Raw genomic sequence first — 20,355 nt, forward strand, 5'->3', positions numbered from 1 at the left:
TCCAGAATTTACATCAGCAACGCAACCATTCCAAGGAGGAATCCTCTATGATCTCAGTTAACGATTTTAAAACAGGCTTGACCGTCGAAGTTGACGGCGACATCTTCACCGTTATCGAATTCCAGCACGTAAAACCGGGTAAAGGTGCGGCATTCGTTCGCTCCAAGCTCAAAAACTTGCGCAATGGCAACACGGTTGAGCGTACATTCCGTGCCGGCGAAACGATTGGCCGTGCGCAGATCGAAAACCGCGGTGTACAGTATCTGTACGCAAGCGGCCAGGAACACACGTTTATGGACAACGAGACTTACGATCAGTTCTCGCTGACCAGCGATCAACTGGAATGGGAGCTCAAATTCCTGCGCGAGAACATGAACGTACACATCATCAGCTACAAAGGCGAAATCCTTGGTATCAACCTGCCGACGAGCGTTGAGCTGAAAGTCGTTGAGACTGAGCCTGGAATCAAAGGAAACACGGCGACAGGCGCATCCAAAAATGCGAAGCTCGAAACGGGCCACAACGTTCAGGTTCCGCTGTTCATTAACGAAGGCGACGTTCTGCTGATCGACACGCGCGAAGGTAAATACATTTCCCGCGCTTAGTCTGCCATTCAAATTGTCGATAGGCTCTCGGTCTTCGACTCCAAAAGCTCTCTGCTCCCTAGCGGCGCAGAGAGCTTTTTTATGCGGAATGCTGTCGGAAAGTGTAAACAATCTGCTGAAAAAACAATGGAAGCACGGAGTGTTTTCGTATTATACTCATTTAAAGCGATAAATACGCCCGGAGCTGCATATATAGAGCGAGGTTCCGGAATAACAATATGTTTTCAGCAGAATTATAATACGCTTGAAAACATATTCTACGCGGGGGAGTGAACACGTTTTGTCATTATTCGTTATGAAATTCGGTGGCAGTTCCGTCGGCGATACCGAGCGTATGCAGCGGGTTGCCAAGCGCATTGCCGAGAAAAAAGAAGAAGGACATCGCTGCGTTGTTGTTGTATCAGCTATGGGCGATACGACTGACGATTTGATCGATACGGCCAAGCGTCTAAGCGACAAGCTTCCGGCGCGCGAAATGGATATGCTGATGACAACCGGAGAGCAAATTTCGATTTCGCTCTTGTCGATCGCTATTCAGGCCATCGGCCACGAAGCCATCTCATTGACCGGTTGGCAGGCTGGTTTTAGAACGGAACCGACTCACGGGAGTGCCCGGATTACAGATATTCGTCCGGATCGTGTGCTGAAAGCCCTGGATGAAGGCAAGATCGTTATTGTTGCCGGTTTCCAGGGAATGAGCGAAGATGGGGAGATCACAACGCTCGGACGCGGGGGTTCGGATACGACGGCTGTGGCGCTGGCTGCAGCCATTCAAGCCGATGCCTGCGAAATTTATACAGATGTGGACGGTATCTATTCAACCGATCCCCGGATCGTCAAATGCGCGCGCAAGCTGCCATCTATTTCTTACGACGAAATGTTGGAGCTGGCTCATCTGGGCGCGGCAGTTCTGCATCCGCGCGCTGTAGAGTATGCGAAGCATAACAGTGTTCGTCTGATTGTTCGTTCAAGCTTTAATTATAATGAAGGAACCGTAGTGGAGGAGGAATCGAGCATGGAACAGGGAGTAGTGGTAAGCGGGATCGCTTATGACAAAAACGTGGCGCGTATCAGCATCTTGGGCGTATCCGATGTACCGGGCGTGTTGGCCGGAATTTTCGGTGCGCTTGCCCAAGCGCGTGTCGACGTCGATATTATCGTACAGAGCGGAGCGCAGGATGGAAAAGCCGACTTCTCGTTTACCGTTAACGGTTCCGAAGTTGAACGCGCAATTGAAGTGATCGAAGGTGCACGGGATACGGTAAACTACCGCGAACTGACTTCGGAATCTGATCTCGTCAAAGTGTCCATAGTCGGCGCGGGTATGGTCAGCCATCCTGGCGTAGCAGCAGAAATGTTCCGCGTAATCGCGGGACTGGGTGTCAGCATCAAGATGGTCAGCACTTCTGAAATCAAGGTGTCGTGCGTTATTGAAGGCGAGAAAGTCAAAGAGATCATTGCGGCGCTGCATACAGCGTATAACCTAGATACCCAGGAACAAGCATTTGTCGGTGGTCCTCAAGATCGCCGCTGAGCGGCAGCAGAGAGAATCAGCCTCGACCAAATTTGCGAGTGATAATTAGGGCGGCGGCTCCTTCGGGAGACCGCTCTTTTTATTTTACGTTCTTGTGATATAATACATAACGTTAGTTAAACGGCTTGCCGTGCGTTTTACAAAATGCTGCACGAATATGACCCGCACAAGCCTGAAAATGTTAAGGAGCGTGCTTGAATGTTTAAAATAAGCGAAATTAAAGAACTCATCGAACTGCTGGATCGTACATCGGTTCAGGAATTGGAACTGGAGGAAGAAGGCGCGCGCGTCGTGATCCGCAAGGGTGGACGCTTTGAAGGAGCGGCCCTGCAGGCTCCTGTATTGATACAGCAGCCGCAAGCACAAGCTGCCCCTGTACAGAATACGACTGCTGCCGCAGTTTCCGCCGAGCCTTCCGCACCGGACGAGTCTTTACATAAAATCGTCTCCCCGATGGTCGGTACGTTCTATGCTTCTCCGTCGCCGGACGCCGATGCTTATGTAAGCGAAGGCAGCCGCGTGAACGAAAAGTCGGTTGTCTGCATCATTGAAGCAATGAAGCTGATGAACGAGCTTTTAGCTGAAGTTAAAGGTGAAGTCGTTGAAGTGCTGGTCGAGAACGGACAGCTGGTCGAATACGGACAGCCGTTGTTCCTGGTCAGAGCGGAATGAGTGAACCGGAAGCGGAAGGAGGACGTATCGATTTGGAAACGACAAAATTCAACAAGATTCTGATCGCCAACCGCGGCGAAATCGCTGTGCGGATTATTCGTGCGTGTCGCGAATTAGGGATCTCTACAGTAGCGGTCTATTCCGAAGCGGATCGCGATTCGCTCCATGTTCGTCTGGCTGACGAGGCTTATTGCATCGGGCCGACAGCATCGAAAGACAGCTATTTGAACTTTACGAACCTGATGAGCGTAGCGACGTTGACCGAGTGCGATGCCGTACACCCGGGTTACGGTTTCTTGGCGGAAAATGCGGACTTTGCCGAAATTTGCGAATCATGCAATATCACGTTCATTGGACCATCTCCGGATGCGATCACAAGAATGGGTGACAAATCGGTCGCCAAGGCAACGATGCAGAGTGCAGGGGTACCGGTTATTCCAGGTTCCGACGGTCTGGTTGACGATTTGGAGCAGGCGGTCGAGATCGCGCGCGGTATCGGCTACCCGGTCATCATCAAAGCAACAGCCGGAGGCGGAGGCAAGGGCATTCGTTTGGCCGAAGATGAAGACACGCTGCGTCAGCAGATTGTAGCCGCGCAGCAGGAAGCCGAGAAAGCATTCGGTAACGCTGGCGTTTATCTGGAGAAATTCTTGACCGGCATGAAGCACGTCGAAATTCAGATTATTGCGGACAAGCATGGCAATGCGGTTCATCTGGGCGAACGCGACTGTTCTGTGCAGCGGCGCCGTCAGAAGTTGGTCGAAGAAGCTCCCTGCTCGATCATTTCCGAAGAAGTTCGCGACGCAATGGGACAGGCAGCCGTACGTGCTGCTCATGCCGTTAATTACTCCGGCGCAGGTACGCTTGAGTTCCTGCTTGGACCGGACGGCAATTTCTACTTCATGGAAATGAACACTCGCATCCAGGTTGAGCATCCGGTAACTGAAATGGTTACAGGTGTTGATCTGATTCAGGAAATGATTCGGGTTGCCGAAGGCAATCCGCTCTCCTTCACCCAAGAAGAAGTGAAGATCAACGGCTGGTCGATCGAGTGCCGTATCAATGCGGAAGATCCGGATCGCAATTTCATGCCGGCTCCGGGCAAAATCAGTTTCTATCTGCCTCCGGGTGGGCCGGGCGTGCGTGTAGACAGTGCAGCTTATCAAGGCTACAGCATTCCGCCGTTTTACGACTCGATGATCGCCAAATTGATCGTCTGGGCACCGACGCGGACAGAAGCAATTGCCAAAATGAAGCGCGCGCTGGCCGAATTCGCTGTCGAGGGAATTCCGACTACAATTCCTTTCCATCAGCGACTGCTGAACCATGAGACGTTTGTACGCGGCGATTTCGACATCAAATTCCTTGAAGAAAATGAAGTCTGATTGCGTGAAACGCCGTTTGTCACAATGGACGGCAAATGATATATTAGGAATAAATAATCCATAAGGTGGATGGTATCGACTATGAGCAGCTTACCTACAGAATTTGAACGGACGGAGATCGGCGAAATCCAGATCGCGCCTGAAGTGATCGAGGTGATCGCGGGCTTGGCTACTATCGAAGTTGAAGGCGTAGCAGGTATGAGCGGCGGGTTTGCCGGCGGCATCGCCGAGCTGCTCGGACGCAAAAACCTGGCCAAAGGCGTTAAAGTGGAAGTCGGTCAGCGAGAAGCGGCGGTCGATGTATCCGTAATCGTGGAATACGGTTCCCGTCTGCCCGAAGTGGCCGGTGCGGTGCAGCGCAATGTGAAGCGTTCGATCGAGATGATGACGGGACTGTCCGTTATCGAAGTGAATGTGCATGTGCATGACGTACAGTTCAAAGCCAAGGCGGTTGAAAACCGGTCCGAGGAAGTCGAATTGGGCATGCCCCGGGTGAAATAACGATTCTTTACTAACCCCCGACCCGCAAAGTCGGGGTTTACTACCGTTTTGAGGGGGCTTGGCTGCAAGTGGCAAAAATTGTAGACCGTCTATTGCTGTTCGTTTATAGTGTAACGATTTTGATTTTGAGCATCTTTGCCATCCTCCTGCTCAGCCATTCAATTCAGATGCCTGTTGATTTGCGTTTCGATCTGACGACGCTGACCGTATTGATTATCAGTGCGGCGATTCTGATATTAATCAGCTTGAGAATGCTTTACGTATCACTGCGGAGCAGTAGGGCGCATTTGAATTCCATCGATCAGCGTACCGATCTCGGAGACATCCAGATTTCGGTAGAAACAATCGAAAATCTCTGCTTAAAGGCGGCTTCCCGTGTGCGAGGTATCAAAGATCCGCGTACTCGAATTCGAATGACCGAGCCGGGACTTGAAGTCCAGATTCGTGCAGTCGTCGACGGTGAATATCCGATCCCTGCATTGACTGAAGAGCTGCAGCGAGGCGTCAAGGAATTCGTTCAAGAAATTACAGGTATTCCTGTGGCGGCCGTTTCGGTGTACGTTGCTGGTGTAGCGCAGAACCAGGCCTTCAAAAGCCGCGTGGAATAGAGGTGAGCGGCGATGAAATGGAATGAAATCTGGACGGTATACGGCGGACGTCTGGCTTGGACGGCATGGGGGCTTTTTTTCGGTCTCTTGTACCTGTGGGTCGGATTTTGGCATATGCTCGTCGTGGCGCTCTTAACGCTGCTCGGTTATTGGATCGGACGGCACAAAGACCTGCGCTCCGCTCCGCTGCTTCCCTGGAGCGAGATCTGGGCGAAGCTTGCCGAGCGCTGGCGTCCGTTCCGGTGAAAAAAGCGGCAGCAAGCCGTATAACGTAAGTCAGCGAAAGCCTGTGAGACGTTTTTACGCCGGACAAGAAGAAGTGCTTGAGTCCGTCTTCCATATAAGACAGGCGGCATTTCTGCCGGAATACGGGGACGGAGCGGCCCTATAGTCCTCCGACCCGTTTTCGCGGCAATCAAGTTTTCTGGGCGGAGAAGCGTTTCACAGGTTTTTGCTTGTTCGGCAAAAGCGTGAAAAGAAGAGGAACAACACAGATTGCGGGAGGGACCCATGAAAAGAAGATTGGGAAGAGAACTTGCGGTACAGAGCCTGTACCAGATGGAAATGAACGAAGTGGCGGCATTTGATGCCGTATCAATGCTGATTTCGGAAGCTGGCGATGAAAATGAAGGTGAAGTCAAGCTTGAAGACACCGATCGTCTGGCCGACTACGTACTGGCATTGGTAAACGGAGTAACCACACACAAGTCGGCGATCGACGATTTGCTCGGCGTCTACTTGAAAGGTTGGCAGATCAGCCGTCTGTCGCGTGTAGACCGTCAAATTCTGCGTTTGGCCGCCTACGAAATGATTTTTGCGGAAGATGTGCCGGCCAAGGTCGCGGTCAATGAAGCCATTGAATTGTCCAAGCACTTCGGCACCGACGAATCAGGCAAGTTTGTCAACGGTGTACTGGGCAAGATGATCCAGGACGCCGATGAGTTGAAAAAGAAGTTGAAATAAACAAGCTGGAATAAGCTCCACAGATTTTGAGCTTATTTAATTCCACCTTATTCAAATCGACTTGGCGGAGGGGAGCGTTCGTGAAGGAATGAAATGTTCGTCTTTGTAATCGGGAAAATTCCTTGCTATTATTTCATTCATTTTCCCGATTGCAGCGCGCGACCGGAATGAATGCTCCCCGCAGCCCAGCGCCACCTCACGCACATCCCATTTTGAAGGAGAGAAAATCATGACGACAGCCCAAATCATCAGCGGAAAACAAGTATCGGACGAAATTCGCCAGAACCTGAAAACCGAAGTCGAAAGCCTTGCCGAACAAGGCTGTGTACCGGGGCTTGCCGTCGTGCTCGTCGGAGAAGATCCGGCCTCCCAAGTCTATGTGCGCAACAAAGCCAAAGCCTGTGAAGATCTCGGTTTCTATTCCGAAGTCCATCGTCTTGAGGCCGACACATCTCAGGAAGATCTGCTCGAGCTTGTGCACAAGCTTAACGAACAATCGAACATTAACGGTATTCTTGTGCAGCTGCCGCTGCCAAAGCAGATTGAGGAGAAGGCGATCATTAACGCGATTGCTCCATCCAAAGACGTTGACGGTTTCCATCCGGTGAATGTGGGCAATCTGGTAATCGGCGACGACAGTTTGCTGCCATGCACGCCTGCAGGCGTAATCGAACTGATCAAGCATACGGGAATCGAAATATCCGGCAAACATGCTGTTGTAATTGGCCGCAGCAATATTGTCGGCAAGCCGGTATCCATGCTGCTGCAGCGAGAGAATGCGACCGTCACCATGTGCCATTCACGTACGGCGAACATGAAGGAACTGACTCGTCAGGCCGACATTTTGGTCGTAGCGGTGGGCCGTGCAAATTTCGTTGACGCTTCGTATATCAAACCGGGCGCTGTCGTTATCGATGTAGGTATCAATCGTTTGGAAACGGGCAAGCTGGCGGGCGACGTGGATTTCGAATCGGCTAGTTCCGTATCCGGACCGATTACACCGGTACCGGGCGGTGTCGGTCCGATGACGATCACGATGCTGATGAAAAATACGCTGCTGGCCGCCAAGCGCGCGCATGGCCTCTCGTAAAAGGGAGCTTTCAATATGGAGCAGCGCATACTGTCGATCCAGGAGCTGAACCGGTACATCCGCCAAAAATTCGAAGCGGACCCGCTGCTGCCGGAAGTGTGGGTGCGCGGCGAGATTTCGAATTTCACACATCATTCGAGCGGTCATATGTACTTCACGCTCAAAGACGCCGGAAGCCGGGTGCGAGCGATTATGTTCGCTTCGCACAACCGGCGTCTGCCATTTATTCCTCGCGAAGGTACTCGGGTTATCGCGCAGGGAAGTGTCTCGGTGTTCGAACGCGACGGTCAATATCAACTTTATTTGACGCAGATGCAGCCCGATGGAGTCGGCAGTCTGTATCTGGCTTACGAGCAGTTGAAGAAAAAGCTGGAAGAAGAAGGGCTCTTCGACGAGAGTGGCAAGCGGAAAATTCCTGTCATGCCGCGGGCGATCGGTGTCATTACGTCGCCGACCGGTGCGGCCGTAAGGGATGTCCTGACGACTTTGGGACGGCGTTTTCCGGGGATTCCGGTCATGGTTTACCCGGCGCTGGTACAGGGAAAGGAAGCTGCGGCTTCGATTGTGCGCGGTATTCGGACGCTGAACCGCCTTGGCGAAGCCGATGTGCTGATTGTCGGCCGAGGCGGGGGCTCGCTCGAAGAGCTGTGGGCTTTTAACGAGGAAATCGTGGCTCGCGCGATTTACGATTCGGCGATTCCGGTCATTTCGGCTGTCGGCCATGAGACCGACTTTACAATCGCCGATTTCGCCGCCGATTTGCGGGCGGCGACACCTACCGCTGCAGCGGAGCTGGCGGTGCCGGATCGGCGCGAACTGCAGCAGCGTGTATCGCAGCTGCAGCAGCGCCTGCGCGGCGCCCTGCTGCGCCGCGCTGCGCAGGAGCGCGAGCGTCTCGGGCGCCTGCAGCGCTCCGCCGTGCTGCGGCAGCCGGAGCGCGCGCTCCAGCCGCATGCGCAGCGGCTGGACGGGCTGACGCGCCGTCTGACGGCGCGTACACAGGCCCGCCACGCTGCAGGCCGGGATAAGCATGCGCGTCTGCACGGCAGACTGTCGCGCTTCTATCCGGGTGCGCAGCTGCAGCTAGCTTCAAGGCAGCTTGGCGTGCTCGACGGACGATTGTCCGGCGCTATGAATGCCGCCGTCAAAGATCGGCGGCAGCGGCTGCTGGGCAGCGTGCGCCAGCTTGATGCGCTGAGTCCGCTTAAGGTAATGGCTCGCGGTTACAGCCTTGTATATGACGAGAACGAAGAGAAATTGATCAAATCCGCGCGCGAAGTGCGCGAGGGCGACCGGGTGATTGTCCGGGTGAATGACGGGAGCCTGGACTGCCGGGTCGTCCAAACGACGGAGGAGGACAATCAAAGTGGACAATAACGCGGAAATACAAGCCAATGGAGATCCATCCCAGCCGGCTGGGGGAAGTGCGGAACTAAACTTTGAACAGGCGATGGACCAGCTGGAACGAATCGTCTCCGAACTTGAACAAGGAGACGTACCGCTGGAGAAAGCCATCGATTTGTTTCAGCGCGGAATGCAGCTGTCACAGCTGTGCGGCCAGAAACTGGAACAGGTGGAACGCAAGATTGAAACGATTGTCGAGGAAGACGGACAGCTTCGCCGCCGGAACTTTGCGGGCGAGGCGGAAGGCGGGGATAGCTTTTGAGTCATGGCTTTTCACTTAAACCGTACATGAATGAGGTCGCCTCCGACCTGGAAGCCTATTTCAAAGAATCATTTCCGGCAGAGTGGGATATGCCGCCCGCTCTGTTGGAATCGATGAATTATTCGCTGAATGCCGGAGGAAAGCGTCTACGCCCGCTGCTGGTGGTAGCGGCCTGCGAAAGTCTGGGTGGGAACCGCCAAACCGCAGTTCGTGTTGCGGCTGCCGTCGAAATGGTTCATACGTATTCGCTGATTCACGATGACCTGCCGGCTATGGACGACGACGATCTGCGTCGGGGCAAACCTACGAATCATAAAGTGTTTGGTGAAGCGATGGCGATTCTTGCCGGAGACGGTCTGCTGACACATGCTTTTTACGTGGTTGCTTCGCTTGGCAAGGAAGGACTGCTTCCGGCGGAAGCCGCTGTCGCCATTGTATCCGATCTGGCCGAATATGCGGGTCCGCGTGGTATGGTCGGCGGTCAAGTGGCCGACATGGAAGGCGAACAGGGAACGACGGACTTTGAACGGCTGAAGTACATCCATCTGCACAAGACGAGCGATTTGATCATGTTCTCTATGATTGCAGGCGGACGTGCAGCCGGAGCGTCAGAGCAGCAGCTCGAAGCGCTGCGGACATTCGGGCGTGGAATCGGTCTTGCCTTTCAAATCCAAGACGATATTCTGGACTTGGTAGGCGACGAAAGTAAAATGGGCAAAAAAACGCAAAGCGATGTCAAGATGGAGAAAGTCACTTACCCGTATTTCCTGGGTATCGACAAATCGCGCGAAGAAGTGCGGCGTTTAAGCGAAGAAGCCAAAGAAGCTGTTTCGAATGCAGGTTTGAATTCCACGGAAATCCTGCTTGCGATCGCCGATTATTTGGTAGAGCGGGATCGGTAAAGGGAACAAATAAGTGCCATTTCGGTTTCGTCGCTTGCTTGCTCGGGTATTGAACAACAGAGAAATCCGCGACGTATAGAACGGAAGACTGCGCTTGAAATTGGCTTTGTTTCCCGAAAAACGATATAATACCGGTACCACTGCGTTATTTAAACTACGCATATTCGAAATCGTTCGCGACCAAATTCAGGAAAATGAAGGAAAGCGGGGAATGACATATGCTGCTTCCACAAATCAACCAACCCGGCGACCTGAAGAAGCTGCCATCTGAACAACTGGCACCGCTGGCACAGGAAATCCGGCAGTTTTTAATTGAGAAGCTGTCGGTAACGGGAGGCCATCTAGCTTCCAATCTGGGCGTGGTCGAGCTGACACTGGCACTGCATTATTGTTATGAAAGTCCAAAAGACAAGTTTATTTTTGATGTGGGACATCAAGCCTACGTACACAAGATTTTGACAGGCAGACAAGAGAAATTCGATACTCTGCGTAAATACAAAGGGTTATGCGGCTTCGTTAAGCGTACGGAAAGCGAACACGACGTGTGGGAAGCGGGACACAGCAGTACATCGCTGTCCGCGGCAATGGGTATGGCAATGGCTCGTGATCTCAAAGGCGAAGACAACAAAGTGGTTGCCGTAATTGGCGACGGTGCATTGACCGGAGGCATGGCATTCGAGGCGCTTAATCATATTGGACACGAGCAGAAAAATCTGCTGGTTATACTTAACGATAACGAAATGTCCATTGCACCAAATGTAGGCGCCATGCATAACTATTTAAGCCGTGTCCGTTCGGATAAACATTATCTGCGAGCTAAGGACGATGTTGAATCGCTAATCAAGAAGATCCCGGCGATTGGCGGTAAATTGGCACGTACGGCCGAGAAGGTCAAGGACAGCCTCAAGTACATGATGGTGCCGGGCGTTCTGTTCGAAGAACTGGGGTTCAAATATATTGGTCCTATTGACGGACATGATCTGCCTAAATTAATCGAAACATTCCGCCAATCGGACAATATAGAGGGGCCGGTACTTGTGCATGTTGTGACGACCAAAGGCAAAGGTTATAAGCCTGCGGAAGTCGATTCGCATAAATGGCACGGCATTTCGCCGTACAAGATCGAATCAGGTAAGACTCTCAAATCGGCGGGCAATCCAATGTATACCGAAGTATTCGGCCGTACATTGATCGAAATGGCCGAACAGGACGAGCGGATTGTCGCCGTCACCCCGGCTATGCCGGGCGGTTCCGGACTGATGGAGTTCGCGGCAAAGTTTCCGAAGCGCATGATCGACGTAGGTATCGCCGAACAGCATGCCGCGACGATGTGTGCCGCTATGGCAATGGAAGGGATGAAGCCGGTATTTGCCGTCTACTCGACCTTCATGCAGCGGGCCTATGACCAGATTGTTCACGATATTTGTCGGCATAACGCCAACGTTATCTTTGCGATTGACCGGGCAGGTTTTGTCGGTGCAGATGGCGAGACGCATCAAGGCGTATACGATGTCGCTTTCCTTCGTCATATCCCAAATATGGTGCTGATGATGCCGAAGGACGAAAACGAGCTGCGCCATATGATGAAAACGGCGTTCGATTACGATCAGGGACCAATCGGTTTCCGTTATCCGCGAGTAAATGGACTTGGCGTACCGCTTGACCAAACGCTGAAAAGCATCCCAATCGGCAGCTGGGAAACGGTGCGTGAAGGAGAGAACTGTGCAATTCTGGCCGTAGGTCCGATGGTTCAGACTGCTCTCGCAGCTGCGGAACAACTCAAATCATCCGGCGTTCAAGCGAGCGTTATTAATGCCCGTTTCTTGAAACCACTCGACGAGAAGCTTCTGAAGGAACTTGCTGATCGAGGCGTCAAGCTGCTGGTTATGGAAGAAGCGTCGCAGGCCGGTGGTCTGGGCAGCGCTGTGCTGGAGTTCTATGCTTCACGCGGAATTGAACATGCGGAAGTACGCATTCTGGGCGTGCCAGACTGCTTCATTGAGCATGGCAGTATCAAGGAGCAGCAGCAGGAATCCGGCTTAACCGCGGAACATGCTGCGGATCTGGTCCGGGAAATGGTAGCTGGAAGCCGATTGGCGTTGAAGTCGGGACTGCCTTCATAGAATAATCGGCGGATTCCGCATTTTATACAGAAAGAGAGCCTGATTATGGCCGCGCAAAAAGAAAGAATCGAAAAAGAAAGAATTGACGTATTGCTCGTAGAGCAGGCATATTACGAAAGCCGGGAGAAAGCCAAGGCCGCCATTATGGCGGGCCTTGTTTTCGCCGATAACGAACGGATCGAAAAACCGGGTATGAAAGTGTCCCGGGAAGCGACTCTGCATGTTAAAGGTTCTGTTCATCCTTATGTGAGTCGTGGCGGTCTTAAGCTGGAAAAGGCGCTTAAAAATTTTGAAATCGATATGAAAAATCGGGTTATGCTTGACATCGGTTCCTCAACCGGCGGATTCACCGACTGTGCGCTGCAGAACGGCGCTTCATACGTATATGCGATTGACGTGGGTTATAATCAACTCGATTGGTCGCTTCGAAACGACGAGCGGGTTTGTGTAATGGAGCGCACCAATTTCCGTTATATGACACCGGAGGAGCTTAAAGGGCCGGAGCCGGATTTTGCGAGTATCGATGTCTCGTTCATTTCGCTTCGTCTAATTTTGCCTCCACTCGTTCAGCTGCTGCGCCGTCCGGCCGAAGTAGCGGCACTAATCAAGCCGCAGTTTGAAGCCGGTCGTGAAAAAGTAGGGAAATCCGGTGTCGTACGCGACCGCAAGGTGCATGAAGAAGTGCTGAACGAAGTGCTTGGCTTTGCGAATGCTCTGGGCTTTGAAATTGGTGGACTGACGTTCTCGCCGATTACCGGTGGAGAAGGCAATGTTGAATTTCTTGCCTATCTGAAGCTGACGGAAGGAGAAGTCACGCCTCTCGGCGAAGAAACTATACGGGAGCTGGCCTCGAATACCGCGGCGGAAGCCGCTCGAACTTTCCAAAGAAACTCATCCGCCGAACGGTGAGTTTCTTTGTGCTGACTGCGTTTATTGTATATATTGGGGTTAAGGGGGAGTCTGATGAAGGGACAACGACACATCAAGATTCGAGAAATCATTTCGAATCGCGATATCGAGACGCAGGACGAACTGGTTTCGGCACTGCGCACTGCCGGTTTTCAAGTGACACAGGCTACTGTGTCTCGTGATATTAAGGAGCTTTTATTGATCAAGGTGCCGCTTGACGACGGCCGCTATAAATATTCGATGCCAACCGAACAGCGTTACAATCCTGTGCAGAAGCTAAAACGCGCGTTGGTGGACAATTTTGTTCATATCGATCATTCAAGTAATCTTGTAGTTATGAAGTGTCTGCCGGGTACGGCCAATTCGATTGCCGCACTGCTCGACAATATGGAATGGCCGGAAATTATGGGTACGCTCTCGGGAGACGACACGATCCTGCTGATCTGCCGCGAACCGGAAAACAGCCAGACCGTGATTGATCAAATTATGGGGTTCATTTCCTAAACTTTATCGAGGTGAGTGCATGCTAGTTGCATTGTCCATTCGCAATCTCGCCGTCGTCGAATCCGTCGACGTTCATTTTTTTCATGGATTTCATGTACTGTCCGGGGAAACAGGCGCCGGCAAGTCGATCATTATCGACGCATTGGGTCTGATCTCGGGCGGGCGAAGTTCTTCCGATTTGATTCGCTATGGGGCGGACAAGGCGGAGATGGAAGCGCTGTTTGAATTGCAGGACGAGCATCCGGTCTGGAAAACACTGGAGCAGCTCGGCATATCTGCGTCGTCGGAAGAACATCTGGTTATTCGGCGCGAAGTTAATACGCATGGCAAAAGCACATCCCGGATCAACGGACAGCTTGTCAATTTGACGATGCTGCGCGAAGTAGGCGAACAGCTGATCAATATTCACGGACAGCATGAACACCAATCCCTGCTGCGGCCGGAAAGCCATCTGGGATTGCTGGATGCCTATGGAGGCAGTACAATCGCTCCGGCCAAGGCTGCTTACCAGCAGGAGTATTCCGTGCTCGCCAAGCTGGAACGCGAACTTCGCGAGCTTCGGGAGACTAGTCAAAAATCGCTGCAGATGCTCGATATGTATCGTTTCCAGCTTGAAGAGATTCAGGCTGCCAAGCTGAAGGTGGGCGAAGATGTCGAGCTGGCGGATGAACGCTCCAAGCTGGCTCACAGCGAGAAGCTGATGGAGTCTGTTAGCGAAGGTTATAATCTGCTCTACGGGGATCGAGGCATTGAAGCAATCGGTTCGGCGATCTCCAGCTTGGAAGATGTGGAGAACTACGATTCGAAAGCCATGCAGCCGATTTTGGAACAGTTGAGAACTGCCTTTTACCAACTTGAAGATGCGGCATTCCAACTGCGGGATTACCGAGAAAATATCGAGTTTAATCCTGGAAGGTTGGAAGAGGTCGAGGAACGTCTCAACCTGCTCTCCGGACTGCGCCGCAAGTACGGAGAAAGCGTCGAACAAATCCTTGAGTATTACGACCGTATTCATCGGGAGACCGATATGCTGGAGAACAAGGATGAGCGCATGGAAGTCTTGACCGCCAAGCGGGATAAGCAGTTAGAGAAAACGCTGCGTCTGGCAAGGGAACTCAGTTCGCTTCGGCGTGATTGTTCACGGGATTTGGCCCGCCAAATCGAGAGTGAACTGAAAGATTTGCAGATGCAGCGAACGTCGATCGAAGTCCGTCTGGAACCTATCCAGGATGCTCGTGGTTTCGAATTCGAAGGCCGTCGTGTACGTCTGACACGTCAGGGTATCGACAGCGCAGAATTCCTAATTTCGCCCAATCCCGGCGAACCGTTGCGTCCGCTCGGCAAAATTGCATCGGGCGGTGAGTTGTCGCGGATTATGCTGGCACTTAAAAGCATTTTCGCCCGTCACGACAAAGTTCCTGTGCTGATCTTCGACGAAGTCGATACGGGAGTCAGCGGCCGCGCTGCGCAGTCGATTGCCGAGAAGCTGGTGAAGCTCTCCAGAGACTGCCAAGTCTTTTCGATTACTCACCTTCCGCAGGTTGCCTGTATGGCAGATCATCAGTATTTGATCGAAAAACGGGTAGAAGGCGAACGAACGATGACCCGGGTCGAAGCATTGAATGATGAAGGGCGTGTGACGGAGCTGGCGCGTATGCTGGGCGGTGTCGAAATTACGGAAAAAACGCTGCATCATGCGCAGGAAATGTTGAAATTGGCAGAAGAAAGCAAGAGCGAACGCGCTTCTTAGAAAAAAAGCTTATCCCAAAACCGTATGCAATCCGAAGCCGTGCAGCTGCTTGTTCCGTATAGGAGCTTTGCTGGGATCACGTCGGATGAACGAATTCTGAAATGTATTCGTTCCATGTGCAGATTAACGGTTTTGGGATTTTTTGTTTGAATCTGTTGTATAACCCGCTATACTAATAAAGAGTGAATGTTTGATGGGGGAGCAGGAGTATTTCGAAGCGTGTCGAATTTTATAAGTGAGGGTTGAACAAAAACAGAACGGTTCCGTGAATTACAGAGGATTCGGCTTCCCGGCCGGATGAGAAGGAGGAACAGGCTTTGCCAAACATCGAAGTTATGCTTGCGGACGACAATCGGGATTTCGTCCACATGCTTCAAGAACACATTTCCACCCAAGAAGATATGACGGTGACCGGAATTGCCTTTAATGGTGAAGAGGTGCTGGGACTGCTACGAGATGCTGAACGAGCGCCTGATATTCTGATTTTGGATATCATTATGCCGCATTTGGACGGGCTCGGCGTGCTGGAGAAGCTGCATGAGATGGAATTGAATCCGCGTCCCAAAGTCATCATGCTGACGGCATTCGGACAGGAAAACATTACACAGCGAGCGGTGGAGCTGGGAGCGGCCTATTACATTTTGAAGCCGTTCGATATCGAAGTGCTGGTAAGTCGGGTTCGACAGATGCTAAATATTTCGTCTTCGCCGATTACGCCTGCACCAAGCGCGCCTACGCCGAAGCCAAGTATCGAATCACTGTCCAAAGGCAAAACGCTTGATGCAAGCATCACATCCATCATTAACGAGATCGGTATTCCTGTGCATGTACGTGGCTATAAGTATCTGCGCGAGGCGATTACAATGGTGTATCATAACATCGAAATTCTAGGATCAATTACAAAAACGCTGTATCCGTCGATTGCCGAAAAATACGCGACGACTCCGTCCCGTGTGGAACGTGCGATCCGCCACGCAATCGAACTGGCCTGGGCTCGCGGTTCCGTGGAGAATATCAGCGATTTGTTCGGATACACCGTCAGCCTCAATAAAGCCAAGCCAACCAACAGCGAATTTATCGCGATGATCGCAGACAAGCTGCGGATCGAGCATAAGGTGAGCTGAAGCGTTTATGGGCAAAGTATTGATTGGTTAGCGAGTTATACAAGCAGCGCTTATTCCTTCGGGAGTGAGCGCTTTTTTTATTATTCAAAGCAGCTTGGCGAGGTAGTATTATAAACATTTCTTATGAATGTACGTACAACCTTTTGGTAAAAGCGTCAAAAAGATAAAATTTCAAAAAAATTTGCGTTTATATTTGCATATCTTCGTACAAAATGCTAATATTTTTTGAGTAGATGTATGTACATTATTATTTTTAATCTATTTTTAATCATATGTACGTACAATACTTTTATGTAAGCGCCATATAAAAAGAGAAGACTTAAAGGAGTGGAAAGTATGAATACTGCACAACCGTATCAGAATCCCGTAATTGCACAAAGAGCCGATCCGTGGGTTTACAAACATACTGATGGCTATTACTACTTTACGGCTTCCGTTCCAAAGTACGACCTTCTTGAACTGCGTCGTTCCAAAACGATCCAGGGTCTTGCTGAAGCTGAGCCTGTTGTGGTCTGGCGCAAACATGAAGAAGGCCCAATGAGCCAACTGATTTGGGCACCGGAAATTCATTTCAACCAAGGTAAATGGTATATCTACTTCGCGGCTGCGCCGATTGATTATCCTGAAGACGGAACCTTTAACCATCGCATGTTCGCGATTGAAAACGATTCCGCAAACCCTCTTGAGGGAGAATGGACGGAGAAGGGACAAATCGTTACAGCTTGGGAATCGTTTGCGCTGGATGCAACCACGTTCGAACATAATGGAAAACTGTATTATGTATGGGCTCAGCAGGATTACGATATTCCAGGCAACTCGAATCTGTACATCTCCGAAATGGAAAATCCTTGGACGCTCAAGGGCAAGTATACGATGTTGAGCAAGCCGGAGCTGGATTGGGAGATCATCGGCTTCAAGGTTAATGAAGGACCGGCTGTGCTGAAACGAAACGGAAAAATTTTCATTACGTACTCTGCAAGCGCTACCGACATCAATTACTGCATGGGGCTGCTGAGTGCCGATGAAGACAGCGACTTGCTGGATGCTGCATCCTGGAGCAAATCCAAGCAGCCGGTATTCCGCAGTGCACCGGAAAACGGCCAGTTTGGACCTGGACATAACAGCTTTACGCGCTCGGAAGACGACACGCAGGATGTACTGATCTATCACTGCCGCAACTATACGGAAATTGTCGGAGATCCGCTGCATGATCCGAATCGTCATACACGGGCTCAGATCTTCACTTGGAATGAGGACGGAACACCAAATTTTGGTATTCCGCTTCCCGATAAGGATTTCGTTCGTTCGTAATATCTGCTTGTCCCATTATGATCGGTTCGCCGCGCGGTGAAAACACACCGCCGGCGTTCTTACTCGATAGGAGGTTTTTTTACTGTGAAGCTGCCCAAGTGGAAGTTTTGGAATTTTGGCGGTTTGTTCTTTTTCTATTTCTTAATGTGGGCTGTCGTCCTCGCCTTTCTATCGATCTGGTTGAAAGAAGAAGCGGGACTTGATGCGACTCAGACGGGACTTGTTTTCTCGGCAATCTCGCTTATCGCACTCTGTTACCAACCGTTCTTCGGTGTCATTTCCGATAAGCTTGGATTCCGGAAAAATCTATTCTGGTTTGTCGTGATCATGGCGCTGCTCATGGGGCCGTTCTTCACATGGCTGTTCATTCCGCTCCTGCAATTCAACATTTGGGTCGGAGCCATTATCGGCGGGATTTATCTCAGTGCCGTATTCCAAGGCGGTGTCGGTGTCGTAGAAGCCTACATCGAACGTGCCAGCCGTGCCAGTTCTATCGAATACGGCCGAGTTCGTTTATTCGGATCGGTTGCTGGAGCTGTCGCTACGCTTGTAGGCGGCCGACTGTATGTTATGAACCCGACAAGCATCTTCTGGTTTGCATCTTGTTCTGCGGCGCTTCTGGCGATCTTGTTAAAAGTTGCGAAAGTGGATGAAGCACCGAAAACAGCCGAAGCACTTGCAGCTCAGCAGGCGGGTGCAGAAGTAGAAAAGAAAGAAGACGGAATTACGAAAGAGCGAGTGTTCTCGATCTTCAAGTTGAAAAACTTCTGGTTCCTTGCACTGCTGATGATCGGAACAGCAAGTGTACACGACGTATTTGACCAGCAGTTCCCAAACTATTACAACCAATTCTTCCCGACAACAGACCAGGGAACGGCACGTTTCAGTGAACTGGTTTCGCTGCAAACAGCACTGGAAGCGATTATCATGATCTTCATGCCATTCTTGATCAATAAGATCGGTGCAAAGAACGGTTTGCTGCTGTTCGGTTTGCTGACTTTTATCCGGATTGGTGGAAGCGCTGTAGCGGACGATGTCTTCTCATTATCGGCCATCCGTCTGATCGCTGCAGTTGAAATGCCGCTGCTGCTTATTTCAATCTTCAAGTACATTACCGGAGTGTTCGATGTACGCTTGACGGCGACTATTTATTTGCTGGCCTTCAACTTTGCCAAGCAGGCTGCCAATGTTATTTTCTCAAGTGTTGCAGGCAGTCTATACACAAGTATCGGATTCCAAAATACGTATTATGTATTCAGCGTAGTCGTTTTGATTATTACGGTTATTTGCTTCTTCGGTCTCTCCAACGACAAGACTCAGGGAGGCCTGCTGAAAAAAGCCGGTGGACTGAAAAAGGGAGCCCCAGCATTGGGTGCGTCCGATATCAGCAGATAAAGTTAGTTATAGCTCAAAAGCTTAAAAGCCCAAACTCCAAAACCGTCTTCCGGAATTTCTGGAAGACGGTTTTTTTATATGAGAAATCAGAATATCCTTTATCTGTCTTCGATTATGGCCATTTTGCAAATGTGTTAGAAAGTCAGGTGCTTTCTTAACACTCAATAACCCGGTTTCGTCCTTCTGCTTTGCCGCGCAGGAGGCCATGATCCGCTCGTGTAATAGCGGCAAAGGCGGATTCGCCCGGCTGTATAGAAGTTACTCCGATCGTTACGGTGATCTGGAGAGGCTGACCTTCAAAGATCAAAACATTTTGCTCAATGTGCGTACGGACCTTTTCTGCTATATCGAAAGCCTTCTTCTTGGAAGCTGGGACGGTAATCAAAAACTCTTCTCCACCCCAGCGTGACGTGATATGCTGCGGCGGCAGTATGCCGTTCAGCAGGCTGCTTAGCAATTTGAGTACCAAGTCTCCGCAGTCATGACCGTAACAGTCGTTGAACTTTTTAAAATGATCGACATCCAGCAGCAGAACTGAGTAAGGAGCGCCTTCTTTTGCGGCTGCGGTCAGGATTTCCAAATTTTCCGTCATGCTGCGTCGGTTCAGCAAACCGGTCAAAGGATCGGTGGTGGCCAGCCTTTCAAGCGTCTCGTTCATGGCCGCAATCTTATGAAAAGTGCTGCGAAGCCTTGATTGATAATTAATAGCGAGGATGAGAATGAGGGAAAAGACAAAGGTAGTATTGATAACAAAATAAATGAAAGAAAACTTCGCGGCTTGCGGGTAAGGCTCTACCCATCCCGATATGCTGGCATATCCCAATAAGACATAAGTAGCCAGACAGCAGGCGGTAACGATTATCTTGATCCGGACCGAAACACTGGGGATGAATATACAAGAGAACAATGTGGTGAAGAAGTAATATTGAAAACCGCTATCCCAGTCGTTATATAATACAGCCAGAGTAATATGAATGAAAAAAAACAGAAGAATAATGCGAGGTACGATTTTTAGCAGATATTTTTTACGCCGCATTAAAATATAATCGAACATTACAGCTGCTGCGACAGCTACACAGGTCCAGCCTACAACATACATATCTTGGAGAAGATAATGAATAGACCAAAGTGTAAGAACGAGGAAGAGCGGAATACTACAAGCATGCCATATTTTTTGAAGTTGCATGTTCCAGATTTTATTCATAAGGTATCATTCTCCACTATTAGATAATCAGAAGCTTATGCTTCCAGCTTTTATCTGATATATCGGATGAAATTCCCGGGATGAAGAGAGGTTTTTCCGGCCGCTTTGT

The 20,355-nt window shown here is 50.8% G+C and carries 20 protein-coding genes; 19 read left to right on the forward strand and 1 reads right to left on the reverse strand.

What is annotated here, in order from left to right:
* Positions 1 to 47 precede the first annotated feature (47 nt).
* The 19 genes from efp (at position 48) to F456_RS0113405 (ending at position 19,042) form a co-directional block, all read left to right on the forward strand.
* The gene (gene efp / locus F456_RS0113315) at positions 48 to 605 is read left to right on the forward strand and encodes an elongation factor P (RefSeq protein WP_018977539.1); all 558 of its coding nucleotides are present in this window, start codon (positions 48 to 50) and stop codon (positions 603 to 605) included.
* A gap of 280 nt (positions 606 to 885) precedes the next feature.
* Positions 886 to 2,139, forward strand: a complete 1,254-nt coding sequence (locus tag F456_RS0113320) for an aspartate kinase (RefSeq protein WP_026293874.1) — start codon at positions 886 to 888, stop codon at positions 2,137 to 2,139.
* A 198-nt stretch (positions 2,140 to 2,337) separates the two neighbouring features.
* Positions 2,338 to 2,811 carry an acetyl-CoA carboxylase biotin carboxyl carrier protein gene (gene accB / locus F456_RS0113325; protein WP_018977541.1) on the forward strand — a complete coding sequence of 158 codons (474 nt, stop codon included), beginning with the start codon at positions 2,338 to 2,340 and terminating at the stop codon, positions 2,809 to 2,811.
* Positions 2,808 to 4,196 (forward strand): acetyl-CoA carboxylase biotin carboxylase subunit, encoded by a 1,389-nt coding sequence (accC, locus tag F456_RS0113330; protein ID WP_018977542.1) that lies wholly within the window; start codon positions 2,808 to 2,810, stop codon positions 4,194 to 4,196. Before accB ends, accC begins: the two co-directional genes overlap by 4 nt.
* 81 nt (positions 4,197 to 4,277) lie before the next feature.
* Positions 4,278 to 4,697: an Asp23/Gls24 family envelope stress response protein gene (locus tag F456_RS0113335; protein ID WP_018977543.1), complete on the forward strand. Its 420-nt coding sequence runs from the start codon at positions 4,278 to 4,280 to the stop codon at positions 4,695 to 4,697.
* 68 nt (positions 4,698 to 4,765) lie between these two features.
* Positions 4,766 to 5,305, forward strand: coding sequence for an alkaline shock response membrane anchor protein AmaP (amaP, locus tag F456_RS0113340; protein ID WP_018977544.1), 540 nt, complete (start codon positions 4,766 to 4,768; stop codon positions 5,303 to 5,305).
* A gap of 12 nt (positions 5,306 to 5,317) precedes the next feature.
* Entirely contained in the window at positions 5,318 to 5,551 is a 234-nt protein-coding gene (locus F456_RS0113345; RefSeq protein ID WP_018977545.1) for a DUF2273 domain-containing protein, read from the forward strand.
* A 264-nt stretch (positions 5,552 to 5,815) separates the two neighbouring features.
* Positions 5,816 to 6,268, forward strand: a complete 453-nt coding sequence (gene nusB, locus F456_RS0113350; RefSeq protein WP_018977546.1) for a transcription antitermination factor NusB — start codon at positions 5,816 to 5,818, stop codon at positions 6,266 to 6,268.
* Positions 6,269 to 6,497: 229 nt separating this feature from the next.
* Entirely contained in the window at positions 6,498 to 7,358 is an 861-nt protein-coding gene (gene folD, locus F456_RS0113355) for a bifunctional methylenetetrahydrofolate dehydrogenase/methenyltetrahydrofolate cyclohydrolase FolD (protein WP_018977547.1), read from the forward strand.
* A gap of 15 nt (positions 7,359 to 7,373) precedes the next feature.
* On the forward strand, positions 7,374 to 8,735 hold the full coding sequence (gene xseA, locus F456_RS0113360; protein ID WP_018977548.1) for an exodeoxyribonuclease VII large subunit: 1,362 nt from the start codon (positions 7,374 to 7,376) through the stop codon (positions 8,733 to 8,735).
* The gene (xseB, locus tag F456_RS24830; RefSeq protein WP_018977549.1) at positions 8,725 to 9,024 is read left to right on the forward strand and encodes an exodeoxyribonuclease VII small subunit; all 300 of its coding nucleotides are present in this window, start codon (positions 8,725 to 8,727) and stop codon (positions 9,022 to 9,024) included. The genes xseA and xseB overlap by 11 nt, the downstream gene beginning before the upstream one ends.
* A gap of 26 nt (positions 9,025 to 9,050) precedes the next feature.
* Positions 9,051 to 9,926: a polyprenyl synthetase family protein gene (locus F456_RS0113370; protein ID WP_157060093.1), complete on the forward strand. Its 876-nt coding sequence runs from the start codon at positions 9,051 to 9,053 to the stop codon at positions 9,924 to 9,926.
* A 218-nt stretch (positions 9,927 to 10,144) separates the two neighbouring features.
* The gene (gene dxs, locus F456_RS0113375) at positions 10,145 to 12,049 is read left to right on the forward strand and encodes a 1-deoxy-D-xylulose-5-phosphate synthase (protein ID WP_018977551.1); all 1,905 of its coding nucleotides are present in this window, start codon (positions 10,145 to 10,147) and stop codon (positions 12,047 to 12,049) included.
* A 45-nt stretch (positions 12,050 to 12,094) separates the two neighbouring features.
* The gene (locus F456_RS0113380) at positions 12,095 to 12,958 is read left to right on the forward strand and encodes a TlyA family RNA methyltransferase (RefSeq protein ID WP_018977552.1); all 864 of its coding nucleotides are present in this window, start codon (positions 12,095 to 12,097) and stop codon (positions 12,956 to 12,958) included.
* 54 nt (positions 12,959 to 13,012) lie between these two features.
* Positions 13,013 to 13,462 carry a transcriptional regulator AhrC/ArgR gene (ahrC, locus tag F456_RS0113385; RefSeq protein ID WP_018977553.1) on the forward strand — a complete coding sequence of 150 codons (450 nt, stop codon included), beginning with the start codon at positions 13,013 to 13,015 and terminating at the stop codon, positions 13,460 to 13,462.
* Positions 13,463 to 13,481: 19 nt separating this feature from the next.
* On the forward strand, positions 13,482 to 15,212 hold the full coding sequence (gene recN, locus F456_RS0113390; RefSeq protein WP_018977554.1) for a DNA repair protein RecN: 1,731 nt from the start codon (positions 13,482 to 13,484) through the stop codon (positions 15,210 to 15,212).
* Positions 15,213 to 15,529: 317 nt separating this feature from the next.
* Positions 15,530 to 16,336: a sporulation transcription factor Spo0A gene (gene spo0A / locus F456_RS0113395; protein WP_018977555.1), complete on the forward strand. Its 807-nt coding sequence runs from the start codon at positions 15,530 to 15,532 to the stop codon at positions 16,334 to 16,336.
* 336 nt (positions 16,337 to 16,672) lie between these two features.
* Positions 16,673 to 17,647 (forward strand): glycoside hydrolase family 43 protein, encoded by a 975-nt coding sequence (locus tag F456_RS0113400; protein ID WP_018977556.1) that lies wholly within the window; start codon positions 16,673 to 16,675, stop codon positions 17,645 to 17,647.
* 84 nt (positions 17,648 to 17,731) lie between these two features.
* Positions 17,732 to 19,042 (forward strand): oligosaccharide MFS transporter, encoded by a 1,311-nt coding sequence (locus tag F456_RS0113405; protein WP_018977557.1) that lies wholly within the window; start codon positions 17,732 to 17,734, stop codon positions 19,040 to 19,042.
* Positions 19,043 to 19,196: 154 nt separating this feature from the next.
* On the opposite strand, the gene F456_RS23660 is transcribed toward F456_RS0113405, so the two are convergent.
* Positions 19,197 to 20,246 (reverse strand): GGDEF domain-containing protein, encoded by a 1,050-nt coding sequence (locus tag F456_RS23660; protein WP_018977558.1) that lies wholly within the window; start codon positions 20,244 to 20,246, stop codon positions 19,197 to 19,199.
* Positions 20,247 to 20,355: the final 109 nt, after the last annotated feature.

Source organism: Saccharibacillus kuerlensis DSM 22868, from assembly GCF_000378145.1.
GTDB lineage: Bacteria > Bacillota > Bacilli > Paenibacillales > Paenibacillaceae > Saccharibacillus > Saccharibacillus kuerlensis.